The sequence below is a fragment of the Microbacterium sp. Y832 genome (assembly GCF_057669765.1).
On the sequence record NZ_JBYHFM010000010.1, the window covers coordinates 1 to 15,849 of the forward strand.

The 15,849-nt window shown below is 67.8% G+C and carries 15 protein-coding genes; 10 read left to right on the forward strand and 5 right to left on the reverse strand.

The genetic code is table 11. The annotated features are described in order from the left end of the window. Positions 1-451: 451 nt before the first annotated feature. The 4 genes from AC25YV_RS12630 to AC25YV_RS12645 all read left to right on the forward strand — a co-directional run bounded on the left by AC25YV_RS12630 (position 452) and on the right by AC25YV_RS12645 (position 3,048). Positions 452-1,591 carry a Fic family protein gene (locus tag AC25YV_RS12630; RefSeq protein WP_488124208.1) on the forward strand — a complete coding sequence of 380 codons (1,140 nt, stop codon included), beginning with the start codon at positions 452-454 and terminating at the stop codon, positions 1,589-1,591. 150 nt (positions 1,592-1,741) lie between these two features. After that, complete coding sequence (locus tag AC25YV_RS12635; RefSeq protein ID WP_488124209.1) at positions 1,742-1,921, forward strand: hypothetical protein; 180 nt, start codon at positions 1,742-1,744, stop codon at positions 1,919-1,921. Positions 1,922-1,973: 52 nt separating this feature from the next. Next, positions 1,974-2,234, forward strand: coding sequence for a hypothetical protein (locus AC25YV_RS12640; protein WP_488124210.1), 261 nt, complete (start codon positions 1,974-1,976; stop codon positions 2,232-2,234). 61 nt (positions 2,235-2,295) lie between these two features. Further along, complete coding sequence (locus tag AC25YV_RS12645; protein ID WP_488124211.1) at positions 2,296-3,048, forward strand: CPBP family intramembrane glutamic endopeptidase; 753 nt, start codon at positions 2,296-2,298, stop codon at positions 3,046-3,048. A gap of 112 nt (positions 3,049-3,160) precedes the next feature. On the opposite strand, the gene AC25YV_RS12650 is transcribed toward AC25YV_RS12645, so the two are convergent. Further along, the gene (locus AC25YV_RS12650) at positions 3,161-4,666 is read right to left on the reverse strand and encodes a hypothetical protein (protein ID WP_488124212.1); all 1,506 of its coding nucleotides are present in this window, start codon (positions 4,664-4,666) and stop codon (positions 3,161-3,163) included. Positions 4,667-4,806: 140 nt separating this feature from the next. Here AC25YV_RS12650 and AC25YV_RS12655 point away from each other — a divergent pair, with 140 nt between their 5' ends. The 4 genes from AC25YV_RS12655 (at position 4,807) to AC25YV_RS12670 (ending at position 7,763) form a co-directional block, all read left to right on the forward strand. Beyond that, positions 4,807-5,160, forward strand: a complete 354-nt coding sequence (locus tag AC25YV_RS12655; protein ID WP_488124213.1) for a hypothetical protein — start codon at positions 4,807-4,809, stop codon at positions 5,158-5,160. A gap of 72 nt (positions 5,161-5,232) precedes the next feature. Further along, positions 5,233-5,805 carry a TetR/AcrR family transcriptional regulator gene (locus AC25YV_RS12660; protein ID WP_488124214.1) on the forward strand — a complete coding sequence of 191 codons (573 nt, stop codon included), beginning with the start codon at positions 5,233-5,235 and terminating at the stop codon, positions 5,803-5,805. A 129-nt stretch (positions 5,806-5,934) separates the two neighbouring features. Further along, positions 5,935-7,077 (forward strand): ABC transporter permease, encoded by a 1,143-nt coding sequence (locus tag AC25YV_RS12665; RefSeq protein ID WP_488124222.1) that lies wholly within the window; start codon positions 5,935-5,937, stop codon positions 7,075-7,077. Next, complete coding sequence (locus tag AC25YV_RS12670; RefSeq protein WP_488124215.1) at positions 7,074-7,763, forward strand: ABC transporter ATP-binding protein; 690 nt, start codon at positions 7,074-7,076, stop codon at positions 7,761-7,763. The genes AC25YV_RS12665 and AC25YV_RS12670 overlap by 4 nt, the downstream gene beginning before the upstream one ends. 76 nt (positions 7,764-7,839) lie before the next feature. Here the strand turns inward: AC25YV_RS12670 and AC25YV_RS12675 are convergent, their stop codons facing one another. From AC25YV_RS12675 to AC25YV_RS12685, 3 genes are read right to left on the reverse strand one after another with little or no spacing between them, the layout of a single operon-like run. Then, complete coding sequence (locus AC25YV_RS12675; protein WP_488124216.1) at positions 7,840-8,814, reverse strand: NAD-dependent epimerase/dehydratase family protein; 975 nt, start codon at positions 8,812-8,814, stop codon at positions 7,840-7,842. Beyond that, positions 8,811-11,465: an alpha/beta fold hydrolase gene (locus AC25YV_RS12680; protein WP_488124217.1), complete on the reverse strand. Its 2,655-nt coding sequence runs from the start codon at positions 11,463-11,465 to the stop codon at positions 8,811-8,813. Before AC25YV_RS12680 ends, AC25YV_RS12675 begins: the two co-directional genes overlap by 4 nt. Further along, positions 11,462-12,484 carry a 3-oxoacyl-ACP synthase III gene (locus AC25YV_RS12685; RefSeq protein ID WP_488124218.1) on the reverse strand — a complete coding sequence of 341 codons (1,023 nt, stop codon included), beginning with the start codon at positions 12,482-12,484 and terminating at the stop codon, positions 11,462-11,464. Before AC25YV_RS12685 ends, AC25YV_RS12680 begins: the two co-directional genes overlap by 4 nt. 252 nt (positions 12,485-12,736) lie before the next feature. Here AC25YV_RS12685 and AC25YV_RS12690 point away from each other — a divergent pair, with 252 nt between their 5' ends. Next, a complete protein-coding gene (locus AC25YV_RS12690) occupies positions 12,737-14,851 on the forward strand; it encodes an FUSC family protein (protein WP_488124219.1) in 2,115 nt (704 codons plus the stop codon). A 43-nt stretch (positions 14,852-14,894) separates the two neighbouring features. Here AC25YV_RS12690 and AC25YV_RS12695 read toward each other — a convergent pair whose 3' ends face one another. Next, the gene (locus AC25YV_RS12695; RefSeq protein ID WP_488124220.1) at positions 14,895-15,221 is read right to left on the reverse strand and encodes a hypothetical protein; all 327 of its coding nucleotides are present in this window, start codon (positions 15,219-15,221) and stop codon (positions 14,895-14,897) included. A 140-nt stretch (positions 15,222-15,361) separates the two neighbouring features. Between AC25YV_RS12695 and AC25YV_RS12700 the strand changes: the two genes are divergently transcribed. After that, the gene (locus tag AC25YV_RS12700; RefSeq protein ID WP_488124221.1) at positions 15,362-15,697 is read left to right on the forward strand and encodes a DUF7882 family protein; all 336 of its coding nucleotides are present in this window, start codon (positions 15,362-15,364) and stop codon (positions 15,695-15,697) included. Positions 15,698-15,849 lie beyond the last annotated feature (152 nt).

Sequence of the window (15,849 nt, forward strand, 5' to 3'; positions counted from 1 at the left end):
GAACACCCCGACCCCTACCCGTCAACCAAAGTAGGGGCAGTCCCCCCCGGCTTCCCACGTGAGCTCGCGGGGGCGCTGATGTCTCCGCCGTCATCGGGCCCAAGCCCAAGCCCAAGGCTGAGGCTGAGGCTGAGACCGCCGAGCCCGCCGCCACTGTCGAGCCTGCGGCCGAGCCGAGGCCGAAGTCCGGGCTGTGTCCAAGCCGGCGCATCCGACGCCGCGATGGATGCCGTCGACGATTCGGTGTTTCCCCGCACCACGGTTCCAAGGTCGTCCTCGCCGCGCGCCTTGCCGCCGCGCAACGCAAACCCGTTCCAACCGGGAGGGCAATTTCGCTAGCAGGAGGTTCGCAAATAATTGTGCACCCTTAATGCTCTGGCTTGCCTATAAGTCGGGGATCCCAGCTGATAGCCTGCAAATAATTCTTAGCTATCAGTCAAGTAGGTGACGAATGACGGACAAGTACGCGATCCCGCGACTCGACTTTGAGTCCGATCTCGTGGCGACGCTCTTCGCGATCGAGCGCCTCCGGGCGGACATCGGTACCGGGACGACCCCGAGGGACACCTTCGTTGAGCTCCACCATCTATTCGACATGGTGATGAGCGTCGTGTCCGCACGCATCGAGGGCAATCACACGACGGTGTACGACGCGATCAATCGCATCGATGTCGCTGCATCGATTGGGCAGCCAGATGAGCAGCTCAAGGAGATCACGAACATCGTCGACGCCGTTCGTTTCCTCGACACACTCGATCCGGGCCAGCCGCTCTCCCATGCGCTCGTACGGGAGCTGCACAACCGGACAGTGCGCGGCCTCACTCGGGAGGGGGACCCGACGCCGGGCGCCTACCGGGAGCAGGAGGTCGCAATTACCGATTCGTCGCACGTACCGCCGTCGTGGGTGACCGTGCACGCCGAGATGACCGCGCTGCTGGACTTCTCGAACACCGAGCGTCCGATGCACGAGCAGATGCTCCAGATCGCCATCGCGCATCACCGATTTGTATGGATCCACCCCTTCCGCAATGGGAACGGGCGCGTGTCCCGGCTACTGACGTACGCGATGCTGCGACGGACGATCTTCGCGCGCCGCGGCCACAGCGCACTGAATCCGACGGCGGTCTTCGGCAACGACCGAGACGGCTACATGGCGGCGCTCGAAGCCGCAGATGACCTCTCGGAAGCCGGAACGGTGCGATGGATCGAGTTCTTCACCACCGGGATCCGCGACGACCTCGCTCGGCTCGTCAAGCTGCAGAATCACGACTATGTCATCGAGGAACTAGTCGGGCCCGCGCTGTCTACCCTCGTGCGAGACGGGATCATCTCGTCCGATGATGAAGCGATCCTGCGCGCGACACTCGAGCGAGGCGTGGTGAAGGCCGGCGACCTCGGAGACGTCGTCCCGGGCGCGGCTGACAGGCGGTCGCGTGTCATCCGCGGTCTGCTCGAGCGCGGGCTCCTGCGCCAGGCGTCAGGGGGACCGCGCTTCTATCGGCTCTCTCTCGCTCAAGGTCCACTCGCTCCGCGCCTCGTTCGACGGCTCGACCGCCTCGGCTATCTCCCGAAGATGCTTTCCGACGACTGAGTCGCGCAAGCCTGTCATGGCAGGGCGACGCCACGGGCGCGACTGAGTCGCGCAAGCCTGTCATGGCGGGCCACGCCACGGGCGCGTGCGTGAGCGCGCCCCAACCGGTAACGCGTGCGGCGGGGATCAGGTCAGCCGCGAGATGGTGGTGTGGTCGTCGAGAGGCTCGACCGCAGTGCAGAGAGCTCACTCGCCGTGCAGGACGCGCACGGCGAGTGGTGGGCTCACCCACGCCTTAGCCTCGACCGCACGAGCGGCCTCAAGCTCGTGATCCGATCGTCGGGCGGGTTCACAGCGCTGTGGGGCGTGAACAAGGGTGTGAACAAATGAGGAGATCGAGTGCAGCCGAGTCGTCGTTCAGCTCGAGGAGTCACGAGCCAAGATGACCGGCATTCGCTCGGACGCCGCAGCCTGGAAGATCCTCCCCACGCTCGTCGGCCAGCCGGCCGTGAACGTGAAGTACCTGATGAGCGAGGTCGGCCTCGGGGAGATGGCAGCGCTTCGTGCGCTGCAGGCCCTCACGAAGCACGGGGTCCTCGTCGAGGTGACGGGTCGCGATCGGAAGCGTGTCTGGCAGCATCCCGGCATCTTCGACGTGCTCGATGGCTACGCCGCGACCATCAGGCGGATGTCGCTGCGCTGACCCTTCCCTATTTTTTTCGGGTCGTCGAGCAGGCTCGAGGAGCCGTGAGAATGAGGACGCTATGAAGGCGTTGAACAGGAAGAGCCCCATCTGGCACGCAGTCATCTGGATAGTGGCCTACGTCGTACTGGTCAACGCCGGCGACTGGCTATCTGAACTGATCGGTGGGCCGAACTGGGCAACCCCGTTGCTCCTGGTCGTCTTCTCCACCGGATTGATCCTCTACGTGGTGAGAAATGGCTGGCTGAACTATTACGGGCTCGGACCGCTTCGAAGAAACAGCTTCGCCGGGACCTGGCTGTACATGCCATTGGTCGTCATCGTGGGCCTCCAGTACGTCAAAGGTCTCAACGAGGACCTTGACCTCACGACAGTGCTCTTGATCATCGTCCTGATGATCTGCGTCGGCTTCGTCGAAGAGTTGCTGTTCAGGGGGTTCCTGTTCAAGGGGATACTCGCCGAGGGAAACCTCACTCGCGCCGTGCTCATCTCGGGGATCACCTTCGGGGTCGGGCATATCGTCAACCTGGCCCGCGGCTACACCGGTACCGAGCAGCTTCTCCAGATCGCCTTCGGCATTGTGCTCGGAATCGTGCTTGCGCTGCTGTTCGCCGTCACCGGCACGATCATTCCCCTCACCATCTTCCACGTCCTGTTCAACATCAGCGGAAATCTGACGGCGGAAAACAACGAGTACAACTTCTGGATGCTGCTGGTAACCGTGGTGATCAGCATCGGATATGGGACATACCTGGTCGGTAGGCTTCGCCGCCATGGTGCCGACCAAGGCGTACGCGACACCGCGCTTCCGTAAGCGCGGGAGGTGACGTGATGCGCGCTCTCGGCGCTCAAGGCCCTGAGCACGATCGCGAACGCCCTCGAGCGGGACTGACGCGGGAAGCGGCGGATGACGTGGAGCCCGCCACTCAGGCTCGAGCGCGCCGACCTGCCAAGAGCAGCGCACCGATACCGCACAGGAGCATGGCTGCGCCGGCCCACGGCATCGCTGACGGTGCGATGCCGGACTCCGCGAGAGCGGCCGGGGCGGGCTGCGACGGCGTCGGCGGCACGGCCGGCACCTCGGCTGCGACGACGGTCACGACTGCCGTCGCGACCAACGGCGAGCCCTCGCCCTGCCAGACAGTGACGGTGATCGTCCGCGAGCCCACGGTTGTGAAGCGGATGACACCCGTGCCCGGGTCGATCACGTCGCTGTCGTCGCTGCTGGCCATGTCGATCTGGCACCAGCCGCAGTCGGGGGTGTCGACGAGGTCGAACAGATTGGCGCCGAACGGGTTGTCGTAGCTGTCCCACGCGCTGATCTGCGCAGCGGAGGTGCCTCCAACGGTGACCGTGGTCGGCTGCATGCTGAAGTCGATCGACCCGACGCTGTCGTCGGGGACCACCAGGAGGTCGGTGTCTGCGGCAACGAGGCCGCCCCGCAGTGTCGCGGTCACGAGTCGGGGGCCGGCGACATAGGCATCGATGGCCGAGTCGAATCCCGCCCCGACGATCACATCGTCGGGGTGGTCGCTGGTGAACGCGACGAGATCCGTGATGTCCGCTCCGTCCCCTCCGGGCGTCGCGTCCGTCGCCACAAGGGAGATCCAGCCGGCGCGGGCCGGGGAAGGGGCGTCCCGGTAGGTGACCTGGATGCTGGTGATCCCGTCCGGTGCCCACTGCGCGTAGAAGAGCCAGGCTCCGCCGAGTTCCGCCAGCGACGTCGTGGAGGTGAACGCTGCACCGGAGCCATCCGAGGCGGCGTTCCAGGATGCGATCCTGGTGTTCGTGCGCGTGAAGTCAGGGAACTCGAGGTCGGCGTCAGAGAGCGTCGGGGCGTAGACGGTGACGTCTTCGTAGCCGTCGGCCGGGAGGTTGCTGGCCAGACGAATGTTGTAGTTGTTGCCCGTCACCGTCACGCCCGGTGCGATGCCCGCCGTGATGGTGCCGCCGTTGGCGATCGAGATGGATGACCCGCTGATGGTGCGAGTGGTGCCGTCGTCAGAGATCCGTCCGCCCGCTCCGACCGCGCCCGACGCCCCTCCGTTCATGCGCATGTCCGCCCCCAGCACCAGCGTGCCGTCCACCTGAAGGAAGCTCGCACGATTTCCGGTGCCGGCGATGAGCGTGACCGTCGCGCCGGAGGAGATCGTCAGGCGCGACAGGAAGAGGTCGTGGCCTGCCAGATCCAGGGTGAGGTCGCGGTCGATCGTGAGAGTCTCTGTGGCGGCGTTGCCCATGCTGGCAGCGAGGGTGAGAGTCGTCTCTGTGCCGGGAGAGATCGCCGTGCGCAACTCGTCGAGCGTCCGGATGTCCGCGTCGAGAGCGGCCGCCGGAGCGACGCCGAGGGTGAATGCTGCAGTGGCGCCGAGGAGGACGGCGATGATGCCGGCGCGTGAGACCGCGCGGAAGGTGGCAAATGGGGAGGGCAACGCTGACCGCCTTGAGGCTTCGCTGAGAAGACGCGTTGATCAGCGCCGATAGTGCACCGTATCGTGGACGTCGGGGCGGTGTCCAGGGTTGCGCGGGTACGGGGAATTGTTGCCGACAATGCGTCGGTATGATGGCTCTCATGGAAATCCTGAAGAACGTCATCCTTGCTCTGCACATCATCGGCGTCGTGGCGTTGCTGGGAGGGGTTCTCTACCAGACGGGCGCTATGCGCCAGGGTAAGGCCCGCGTGCTCCCCGCGATGATGCACGGCGCTTGGACGATGCTCGTGACTGGCGTGATACTGGTCGGCCTGCAGTACCCGCTGGGCAACGAGGTCAACAACGCCAAGATCACCGTGAAGCTCGCCATCCTCATCGCGATCATCGTGATCGCTCTCATCAACCGCAAGCGCGAAGTCGTCGCCTCGTGGGTGCTCCCGGCGATCGGCGGCCTGACCGTGGTCAACGTTCTCCTGGCGACCGTGTGGCGCTAGTCCTGCTCCGCCCCCGTGCGGGCACCCTGCCGGGGGTTCGACCGGAACGCGAGCGCCGAGCATAATTGCGAGATGCCGAAGATCTCTGCGCCCACGGTGGCTGAGCACCGCTCGAATCAGCGCGCTGCGCTGATTCGAGCGGGCGAAGCGGTGTTGCTCGAGTCGGGGCTCGGCGCCGTCACGCCTCGCAGCGTCGGTGAGCGCGCGGGGATGGCGCGCTCGAGCTTCTATGACTACTTCCCGACCAAGGATGACCTGCTCGTCGCGATCGCGATCGACGCGATCGAGCGGTGGGATGCCGAGATCGAGGAAGCGCTTTCCGGGGTCGACGGCCTCGACGAACTCCGCCGATTCATCGACGCGACCATGGCGATGACCGCGGACGGGAAGCACGCGATCGCGGACGCGCTCCGCGACGCGGAGCTCAGCCCGAGCCGGCGCGAGGATCTGATGACCTTGCATGACGCGCTCTTGAGGCCGCTCGTGCGGGTGCTCTCAGATCTGGGGATGTCCGGGTCGAGGTCGGCCACGATGCTCGTTCAGGGCGTCCTCAGCGCCGGTGTGCAGTTGGTCACGCACGGCGTGGACCACCGCACCGTCGCTGACGACGTCTTCCGCCTTCTCACGCGCGGTCTGACGGACTGAATTCCGCCCCCCGGGGGCTGCGCGTCGGTGCCGATCGGGCCGGGCTCGATTTGGCGATCCCGGATTTCCGACATACTGTCGGAATGTTGTCGACGGACTGTCGGCAAGATCCGCTCTTGGAGAGTCCCCATGTTTCTTGCGTTGCGCGAACTGCGCTTTGCCCGCGGACGATTTACGTTGATGGGCGTTGTCATCGCCCTGATTTCGGTGCTCGTCGTTCTGCTCTCAGGCCTGTCGTCGGGCCTTGTCAACGACGGCGTCTCCGGTCTGAAGGCCATGCCGGCCTCGGCCTTCGCCTTCAACGAAGGCACGATGAAGGACAACGCCTTCAGCCGCTCCGTTGTGGATGACGATCAGCTTGCCGTGTGGCAGGAGGCCGACGGCATCGCCGAAGCCGAGCCCATGGGCGTGAACATCGTCAACGGTGTCACCGACGATGGCACCCAGATCGACCTCACTCTGTTCGGTGTCGAGCCGGGCGGGTTCCTCGCGCCCGCGGTCTCCACCGGCGAGGGTCTCGGCCCCATCGGTGGGATCGTCGTCTCCGAGCCGCTGCGCGACGAGGGAGTGGAACTCGGCACCGTGGTCACCCTGGACCGCCTCGAGCTCGAACTCACCGTCGTCGGCTTCACCGAGGGGCAGGCCACCTTCGGACACGTCGACGTGGCGTACCTGCCGCTGGACACCTGGCGGCTCATGGCCGCAGGCCAGACCCAGCCGGGTGAGCCCACCGCTGCGCAGGTGGACGTGATGGACTTCCCCTACGCCAGCGTCGTCGCCCTTCTCGCCGAAGACGGCGCAAAGCCGGACTACGAGCTCATCGACGCCGAGGCCAGCACAACGACGATGACGCTCACCGAATCGTTCAACGCGTCGCCCGGGTACGAGGCGGAGACCCTCACCCTCAGCATGATCCAGATCTTCCTCTACGCGATCTGTGCATTGGTGGTGGGCGCCTTCTTCACGGTGTGGACGATCCAGCGCTCGCACGACATCGCGGTGCTTCGCGCCGTCGGCGCCTCGAGCAACTACCTGCTGCGCGACAGCCTCGCGCAGGCCGCGATTCTCCTCTTCGGGTTCACGGCCCTCGGCGTCGGAGCCGGCGTGGGGCTGGGGGCCGCGATGCCCGCGGCGATGCCCTTCGACCTTGAACTGGCCCCGATCGCGATCGCCTCGGCGACGACAATCGCGCTCGGACTGATCGGCGCCGCGATCGCTGTGCTCCGAATCGCCCGCATCGACCCGCTTCGTGCCCTGGGAGGACAACGATGAGCTCTTCAACCACCCCCGCTCTGAAGATCAGCAACGCCGTCCTCGAGCTCGGCGACGGAGACTCGCGCGTCCGCGCGCTCGATGACGTCTCGCTCGCAGCGATGCCCGGCGAACTGGTCGCCATCGTCGGACCGTCCGGATCGGGCAAGTCCTCGCTGCTCGCGATCGCCGGCGCCCTTGCCAGCCCCGACAGCGGCACAGTCCAGGTGCACGGCACCGATCTTGCGACGATGTCCAAGCGTGCGGCTGCACGGTTCCGACTGCGCAACATCGGCTTCGTGTTCCAGTCGGGCAACCTCCTGCCCTCGCTGACCGCCACCGACCAGCTCCGGTTGGCCGGCAAGCTCGCGGGCAACCGTCACATCAAGACCGAAGCTCTGCTGGAGTCCGTCGGTATGGCGCACCGTGCCGGACACCGTCCGGGCGAGCTGTCCGGTGGCGAGCGCCAGCGGGTCGGTATCGCGCGCGCGCTCGTCAACGACCCGACGTTGCTTCTCGTTGACGAGCCGACGGCCGCACTGGACCGTCGACGCAGCCACGAGGTGGTTCAGCTCCTCGCCGATCGCGCACACAACTCCGGCGTCGCCGTCGTCATGGTCACTCACGACCGCGAGGTGCTCGAGCACTGCGACCGGATCCTGGAGATGGTCGACGGACGGCTCGGAGCGCCGGTCCTCACCCACTAGCGTTCGCGGGCAGAAACCGCAGCCTGACCGTCGGCATGTCGATCCGAATCGACATGCCGACGGTCGTTGCAGCACGTCATCGCCGTGCGCGGGTGTGTGCGGCGAGACGCTCGAGTCCTTCGTCGATCGTCACCGACGGTTTCCACGCCAGGGACCGGCGCGTGTCGCGCTGGTCGAACCAGTGCGCGGTCGAGAGCTGCTCGGCGAGGAACCGCGTCATCGGCGGCTCGTCGATGCCGGGACGAAGGGCCCATGCGCGTTCTATGACCGTCCCCGCCGCGCGGGCGAGGCCCGCGGGGACGCTCCACTGGGGCGGGCGCACACCAGCGGCGAGGCAGATGCCGGCGAGGAGGTCGCCGACCGGCCGCGGTTCGCCGTTCGTGATGACGAACGCCCGTCCGTGCGCGTCCGGCGCGCGATGCAGCGCCGCGACGATGCCTGTCGCCGCGTTGTCGACGTAGGTCGAATCGATCAGCGCTCGGCCGCCATCGATGAGCGGCAGCCGACCCCGGCGGGCGCGGTCGAGGATGCGGCCGACGAGCTGGGTGTCTCCGGGTCCCCAGACGAGGTGAGGGCGAACAGCGACCGTCCGCATCGCGGCGGAGTCCCGCGCGAGGGCGAGAAGCTCGGCCTCGGCTTTCGTGCGCGCATACTCGCCCCGGGCCTCGGCCGGTGAGGCGGGCTCCGCCCCCACCCCCGCCAGCGATGCGCCGGAATGAGCCACCGAGGGCGACGACACCTGCACGAAGCGGGACACGCCGGCCCGTTGCGCCTCGTCGAGCACGATCCGCGTGCCCTCGACGTTGACGGCGTGAAACTCAGCCGGGTCGCCCGCGAGCGATACCTTCGCCGCGAGGTGGACCACGCCATCGGCCCCGTCGACCGCGCGGCTCACGATATCTCGATCGGTGATCGTGCCGAGCACGTCGACGGCTCCCGGCACCTGACCGGGCCTGCGCTGGAGGGTGCGGACGTCGTGTCCGGCGGCGACGAGCTCCGCCGCCACCGCCCGGCCGAGGTATCCGGATGCACCGGTGACCACGACGATCATGGGCTGCTCATCCTCCCGCCGGCCAGGGTGCGTTCTGCCCACTGCGAGAGGCGTGTGCGATCGATCTTGGAGTTGTGGCGGATGTCTGTCGGCAGCCGCGGCACCGTCAGCACGGCGGCAAGTCGCAGGCCCGTCCGCCGGCGGACTTCGGCGGTGAGCTCGGGCCCCGCAAGCGCCGGGCGCGTCGTCGCAGGGATCGTTTCGACGACGGCGACGGCCTGGCGCAGCCGGTGGGGGCCGATGCCGACGACGGCGGCGCATCGGACTTGTGGGGCACCCTCGAGTTCCTGCTCCGGTCCGACCGGGGCGATCGGTCCGTCTGCGGTTGCGAGCACGTGGGGCAGTCGCCCTTCGACCCAGAGCCGTCCCGAGGTGTCGAGGTGCCCGACATCTCCCGTGCGATGCCATCGGCCGTCGAGCGGTGTGTCGTCCATGGCGGCGCGGTCGGTGAGCCAGAGCCTGTCGTAACGCGTCTTGAGATGCGCCGCGGACACGATGACCTCACCCAGCACGCCGGGCTTCTGGCTGGGCGCGCCGGTGGCGTTTCCCTCGGCGTCGAGCGCGCTGATCAGCACCTTGTTCGCGCCCACTGGCCTGCCGACGCAGACCCCCGTGTCCGCTGCGTTCGAAAGCTCGCGGAGGTCCGCGAGCGTCACGTCGGTGACCAAGAGGCATTCGGTCATCCCGTAGGGCGTATGCGGCTGCGCGGTCGGCATGAGTTCGGCGGCCGCCGCCAAGAGCGGCTCGCCGACCGGCGCTCCCGTCGACAGGAACGTGCGCACCTTCGCCAGAACGCGGCGGTCCTCGTCAGACAGCCGGTGTGCTGTTGCGACGACGTTCCTGATCGCCGCGGGGGAGAGGAAGACGACCTCGGCGTCTGACGCCTTCACGGCGGCAGCGACGGCATTCGCGGTGAGGGTCCGGGGTGCGGACACATCCATGTCCGGCGTGGCAGACCGAGTGCCCAGCGCGGGGCCGAGCAGCGCGAAAGGGGCGAAACCCGTGACGAGGCCCGTGTCGTCGCCTATCCCGAAATGCGCGGCCAGCACATCGCGCACCGCGGAGAGCTGGCGGTGGGTGTACATGACACCCTTCGCGGGCCCGGTCGAACCGGAGGTGAAGAGGATGGCGGCGAGGTCATCCGGCCCCGGCTCGGCTGGCAGCGGTGCGGCGCTTCCGGCAGCGGCGAGCGAGGCGAGGTCATGCGAGACAGAGAGTGCCCGAGCCGACGCCCGGGGCAGCGTGGCGACCGATATCCGCAGGCCCGGCCAACGCAGCGCGCGCGCGGCGGCCAACCCGGGCAGCTCGCCGATCACGACGTCGGGCTGTGCTCCGCGCACGGCGCGCGAGAGCCCTCGCACACCGAGCCCGGCGTCAGCCACCACGACCACTGCGCCGATGCGCAGACACGCGTAGATCACGGCGGTGAGTGTCGCACCGGGAGGAACGAGGACCGACACGCGGTGGCCCTTTCGCACGCCGATGCTCGCGAAGCCGGCGGCGAGGCAACGGACCCGATCGTCGAGACGCCGCCAGCTCACCCGACGTTCGACTCCGCCGGGTGCGCTCATGTCGATGATGGCGGCGTCCTCGCTGTCCCGTCGGGCATCGAGGGCGGCCCACAGCGGCGTGAAGGCGTCAGGGTCAGGTGAATCCGGATCGACCGCGCGCTCGGTGCGGCGGTGCGCGCCCGCCGTCAGGCGGTCTTCGTTGTCGCGCAGCCACGCGAGGATTCCGTCGTCGTACGCCCTCTCTTCGGCAATGAGGTGGCCGGCACCTTCGAACCGGTGGACGTCGGCGTGCGGTAGCCGGTCCACGAGGTCGTCGAGATACCGGTCGCTGAAGATCGGATCAGCCGGGCCCCACAGAAGCAGCGCGGGTACGTCCAGGTGTGCCACGCCGTCTGCGATGCGCTGCAGTTCGGCGAAGCTCCGGTGCCCCGCATCCGCCGGAATGTCGGCCACGAAAGCGCCGATGCCCTGTCGGCGCTCCGCCGAGCGATACGGCGCGCGGTAGGCGTCTTTCACCGCGGGGCTCAGCGCCGGGCGGGCGAGGGCGAGGGTGGTCTCCAAGAACGCGCTCGTGCGCACGGTGGATGCCGCCAGCACCCCGCGCGCCCCCGCGACGCGCAAGGGGGCGGGGATCGGCGCGTCCGCGGGGTGATGCACGGCGGTGTTGAGCGCGATGACTCCCGCCAGCAGCGTGGGGTGATCCACCGCCCACCCGAGCGAGACGACCCCGCCCCAGTCGTGGCCGAGCGTGACGACAGGGGTGTCGAGGTCGAGCGCATCGGTGAAATCCGCCAGATCCCGCACCCGTCGCTCCAGCGACCTGACCGTGCCGGTGCGCGCAGAGAAGCCCATATCGAGCTGGTCGGGCGCGATGACCCGCCAAGCCGGCTGTCCCGCCTCGGCCGCGCGCAGCGATGCCTCCACGAGGCGTCGCCAGAGGTAGGACCAGGTGGGATTGCCGTGCACCGCGAGGATCGTTCCGACCGGATCGACGCCGAGACGGTCGAGTTCAGCGCCCGTATCGAAGTAGCGCCATTCGTGGTCGATGCCGGTTCCGCGTTCGGTGACCGTCAGAGTCCGGCTGCATCGGATGTCCAGACCGGGCAGCCCTTCGAGCGTCCGCCTCAGATCGTCGGTCACCAGACGATCTCCATCATCGCGGTGTTGAGCCCCGAGCCGACGCCCATGAGCAGGACACGGTCGTTCGCCCGCAGTGTCGCCTGTTCGGCGTCAAGCGTGATGGGGACGGATGCGGGTCCGATGTTGCCGAAGCGGGGGAAGGTCGTCGGCACGCGGGAGCGGTCCAGGTTCACTGCCTTGACGATGGCGTCGGTGTGGATCGAGGACACCTGATGAGTGATGTAACGGTTCATGTGCTTCCAGTCCCACTCGCTCGCGGCCTCCTTCCAGGCCGACACGACGAGATCGAGGCCGCCCTTGAGGAGCGCCTTCGCGTCGGTGAACATGCCGTCCACGCTGCCCACGCAGAGCTGGTGGAATTGCGTGGCAGCGCGCGTCACGCCCCCGAGGACACGATGCCCCTCGGGGTGCTCGTCTGCTCGCCCGAGCACGGCTGCCGCAGACCCCGATCCGAGCGTCAGCGACGCGAACTCGCTCATGAACCCGTCGCGCCCGCCTTCGGTGTGCAGCAGCCGGTCGATCGTGTTGGTCTGGATCTCATCGGCGTCCTCGCCGGCAACGACCATGGCGTACCGGATCTGCCCCGACTCGATCATGGTCGCGGCGAGGGACAATCCGTTGATGAAGCCCAGACACGCGTTGGCGACGTCGAAGTTGACCGCCGAGCTCGGCAGGCCCAGCCCGTGGTGCAGAGCCACGGCGACCGACGGCTCGAGGTTCGCTCGGGTGACCGAGGTGTTGATCAGCAGGCCCACCTCTGACGGGGAGACACCGGCGTCAGCGAGGGCGCGTTCACCGGCGGCGATGGTGGAGGCGTCGACGTACTCGCCCGGCGCCCAGTTGCGGCGCTCCTGCACCCCCGCGACGCGTTTGAGCAGCCCGCTGTGGAGCTTGAGGCGCTTCAACGACGGACCGAGGCGATCCTCGATCTCGTCCGACGTCGTCACGCGGCTGGGGAGAACGCTCGCGACGGATAGTAGCGCTACGTTGCCGAAGCGCGCGGTGGCATTACTTGGCACTGGGCCTCCCTCGAGGTTCGATGCACTCCCTCATATGCTTTCTACCTCACGCCGACGGTGCTTTGGCGGGGGTTGCGAATCTTCGGGCGAAGGTGCACGCCGTCTGGCGCTCTTGCACACGGCTAGTCTGTGTCCTTGGTGCTCCTCCCGCGCGATCCGCAGATGCGCGAATGCGAGCCGCGCGATGCTGGCGTCGACAAGAGGCAGGAGCTGATCTCGACGGTGAGTGTGATGAGCGCCATCAGGCACAGGGTGTCTGCCACCGATCCCGGCCGAACCCGGTTGAAGCTTGCCGCTGCCATCGCCACCGGCATGCTGATGAGCGCCGCCGGTGCCTGGAGCGTCGTGACGCTGCTGCACGCCGACAGCGCGCTGCTCACGGTGGGGATCTTCCTCGCCATGCAGATGGGCCTCACCCCTCACGACAAGACAGCGCGAGCACGATGCGCGACGACCGCGCTCCTGTTCATCCCCACCGCCGTGTCCGCGACGATCGCCACGATGCTCGCGCAGTGGCGGCCGCTCGAGATCGCCGTGCTGGTGGGTGTCGCGGGCGTCGGAACATGGGTGCGCCGTTTCGGTCCGCGAGCCACCGCACTCGGTTTCGCGGCGTTCTTCGGGTACTTCTTCCCCCTGCTGCTCGAGCTCACGGCCGCAGAACTGCCGTCCTTCCTCCTCGTCGCCGCCCTCTCGGTCGGGTCGCTGACCCTCATGCGCTCGACGCTGCTGTTCGAACACCCTCGGCGTCAGATCACGCTGCTGCTGCGTGAGCTTCGCAGTGCGTCGGCGGCGGCGGTCGTCGCGGCGACCCAGCCGGAGGCGCGGCATCCGAAGGTGCTTCGTGCGCGCCTGGCCCGCATCGACGGCGTCGCCCGGTCGATCACGGCCTGGCAACAGGATTTCGATACGGCTCGGCACATCAAGAGCGACGAGACGGCGTTCGCGTCGCTGGTGCTCGACGCCCGGATCGACATCGAGCAGGCATGCTCCGAACTGGTTCGGACGTCTGATCCGGATGCGCCGGAGCCCGCCGCCGCCGATCCTGCGGTCCGCTCCGCCACGGACGCACTGCTCGTCATGCTCGACAACCACGCCGAGCCGTCCGCCATCGAGCACGCGGGTACGCAGGCAGACACGCTGCTGGCGGGCCTCGGGCCCTCGTCGGCTCATCGAGTCGCGGTCGGCAGGCTTGCCCGCAGCGCCCTCGCACACAAGGCTCTGCGCGACGTCATCGGAGCCGGAGCCCCGTCGTCCCCGCCGGCCCCGACGTCCGTCGCCGTCGCGAAGCCGAAGCCTCCTCCGGCGAGCGACGACGCGACCTCGTCCTCGGCGAACCGGTGGTGGGACTGGCGACAGTGGCAAGTGACCACGCGGCTGGCGATTCAGATCATGGTCGCCACGACGCTTGCCACGGTCGTGGGCGAGGCGATCTCGGCGAGCCGCTGGTACTGGGCGGTGCTCACCGCGTTCGTCGTGTTCGTGGGTGCGACGACACGGGGCGCGATCCTCACTCGTGCATACAACCGCATCCTCGGAACGGCGGCGGGTCTCATCGTCGGGCTCGGGCTTGTGCTCGTCGCGCACGACCAGAAGCCGCTGCTCGTGGCGATCTGCGTGGTCGCGGCATTCGGGATGATGTACTTCGGGCCGGTCCGCTACCTGTACAGCGCGTTCTTCGTCAGCACGATGCTGGTGTCGATGTACGGATTGCTCGGAGACCTCGACAATCAGATCCTGGACCTGCGCATCGGCGAGACGATCGCCGGGGCGGTCATCGGGGTGCTGTGCGCGTACCTCATCTTCTCGTCCAACTCCCGCCCCGCACTCCTGGTGAAGATCCAGGCGTACTTCACCGCATTCGACGACCTCCTCACGGCAGGACGGAGAGCACTGACCGCCCCCGCGCGCGACTCGGAAGTGCTCGCCGCGGCAGAGCGTGTCGGCGAAGCGCTGAGCGACGTCGACACGTTCACTGCGTCGATGTCGGCCGCGATGCTCGGCCCGAAGCATCTCCAGCGGGTGCCGGTCGTGCATCTGCTCTATGTGGGCACGCGGGCCTCGGAGAGCTTTGCGCAGTCGGCCATCGCGGTGACGACCGCCGTCCCGGAGCGTCTTTTCGTCGATGATGCCGCGACGGCACTGGACGAGGCGCTGACGCATCTGCGCGGGACGGCTGACACAGCGCGCCGGTCTTTCGAGACGGATGTCGAGGCGACGCAGACCGACGATACCGTCATCCTCGATCTGCTGCCGCGCGTACCCTTCGATGCACTGTCGCCGCAGTCCTCAGCGATCGTCGATCTCTCCCGGATCAACTGGGTCATGGTGCATATCGCACAGGAGAACGGCGACCCCAGCTCGCGGTGAGTGGCCGGGCCGCCACCTGCCGACCGTCACGACGGCGCTGTCGTCACAGATCCTCGACCCACGATGTCGGCGGGGTGTCCTCGGCGTGGCCTGTCGTGCCGCCGAGCGCGTCGGCGCGGTCGTTGAGCTGCGCCACGAGCTGCTCGTCGACGATCTCGTCGCCGCTGTCCGGAGCGTCCTCCGCGACGATCTGTGACGCGGGCCCGACGAGCAGGGTCGCAACGATCCGCCGACCCTCGCGGTTGATGGCCGGAATCGCGATCGTCGCGGCTTCCCGCACGCGGGCGAGTGCCTCGCCGAATCGAAGCACGGCGGCCGCGATGTCGTCGCCGGTGATGAGTTCATCGCCGGCGTAGATGATGGTCTTCACCCGCACTGTCTACCGCCGTATGGCGGATGGGCAATGCCCCTTGCGGGTCGTCGGCCGCAGGGCGGATAATCGCGAGCGTTCCCCGTCGACGTCGCGGCGATACCGACGACTGGCGGATCGTCCACGACGAAAGGGCTGCGATGGGCAAGTTCGTCTATGACGGCCATGTCAAGGTGGACTTCGAGGACCGGCTCCTCGCGCACTTGCAGGTGACGATCACGACGAAGCTGCGCCGGGGCGAGCCCTTCACCTTTGTGTGGAAAGACGAGACCAGCATCGCGGATGGGCGCACGATGGTGTGGCTGCATCCGAGCCGGTCGATCGTCTACAAGTTCTACGGCAGTCGTACGCCGCAGCTGAATCGCGCGTGGCTCGAGGCCCTCATGTACACCGCGAACTCCCCGACGGGGCTGTACGTCGTGCCCGAGCCGCCGGACCCATCGTCGCAGAGCGGCGGCGACCGCCCCGGGCAGTGATGCCGTCTCCGGCGGCCGCCCCGAGGGCATCGTCCCGCAGGCAGAGAAGTGGGCGGGGGCTGTCCGGGGAGGTGGACGGCCCCCGCCCGTGGGGTCAACCGGCGTATTCGAACAGCGACAGGGTCAGTGTGGCGGTGTAGGCGCCGGGGTCG

Bases quoted from the DNA above. Each gene is read 5' to 3' on its own strand.
- AC25YV_RS12630 (WP_488124208.1), top strand. From the start codon at position 452: ATGACGGACAAGTACGCGATCCCGCGACTCGACTTTGAGTCCGATCTC.
- AC25YV_RS12660 (WP_488124214.1), top strand. From the start codon at position 5,233: ATGCCGAAGATCTCTGCGCCCACGGTGGCTGAGCACCGCTCGAATCAG.
- AC25YV_RS12640 (WP_488124210.1), top strand. From the start codon at position 1,974: ATGACCGGCATTCGCTCGGACGCCGCAGCCTGGAAGATCCTCCCCACG.
- AC25YV_RS12655 (WP_488124213.1), top strand. From the start codon at position 4,807: ATGGAAATCCTGAAGAACGTCATCCTTGCTCTGCACATCATCGGCGTC.
- AC25YV_RS12675 (WP_488124216.1), bottom strand. From the start codon at position 8,814: ATGATCGTCGTGGTCACCGGTGCATCCGGATACCTCGGCCGGGCGGTG.
- AC25YV_RS12700 (WP_488124221.1), top strand. From the start codon at position 15,362: ATGGGCAAGTTCGTCTATGACGGCCATGTCAAGGTGGACTTCGAGGAC.
- AC25YV_RS12665 (WP_488124222.1), top strand. From the start codon at position 5,935: ATGTTTCTTGCGTTGCGCGAACTGCGCTTTGCCCGCGGACGATTTACG.
- AC25YV_RS12670 (WP_488124215.1), top strand. From the start codon at position 7,074: ATGAGCTCTTCAACCACCCCCGCTCTGAAGATCAGCAACGCCGTCCTC.
- AC25YV_RS12645 (WP_488124211.1), top strand. From the start codon at position 2,296: ATGAAGGCGTTGAACAGGAAGAGCCCCATCTGGCACGCAGTCATCTGG.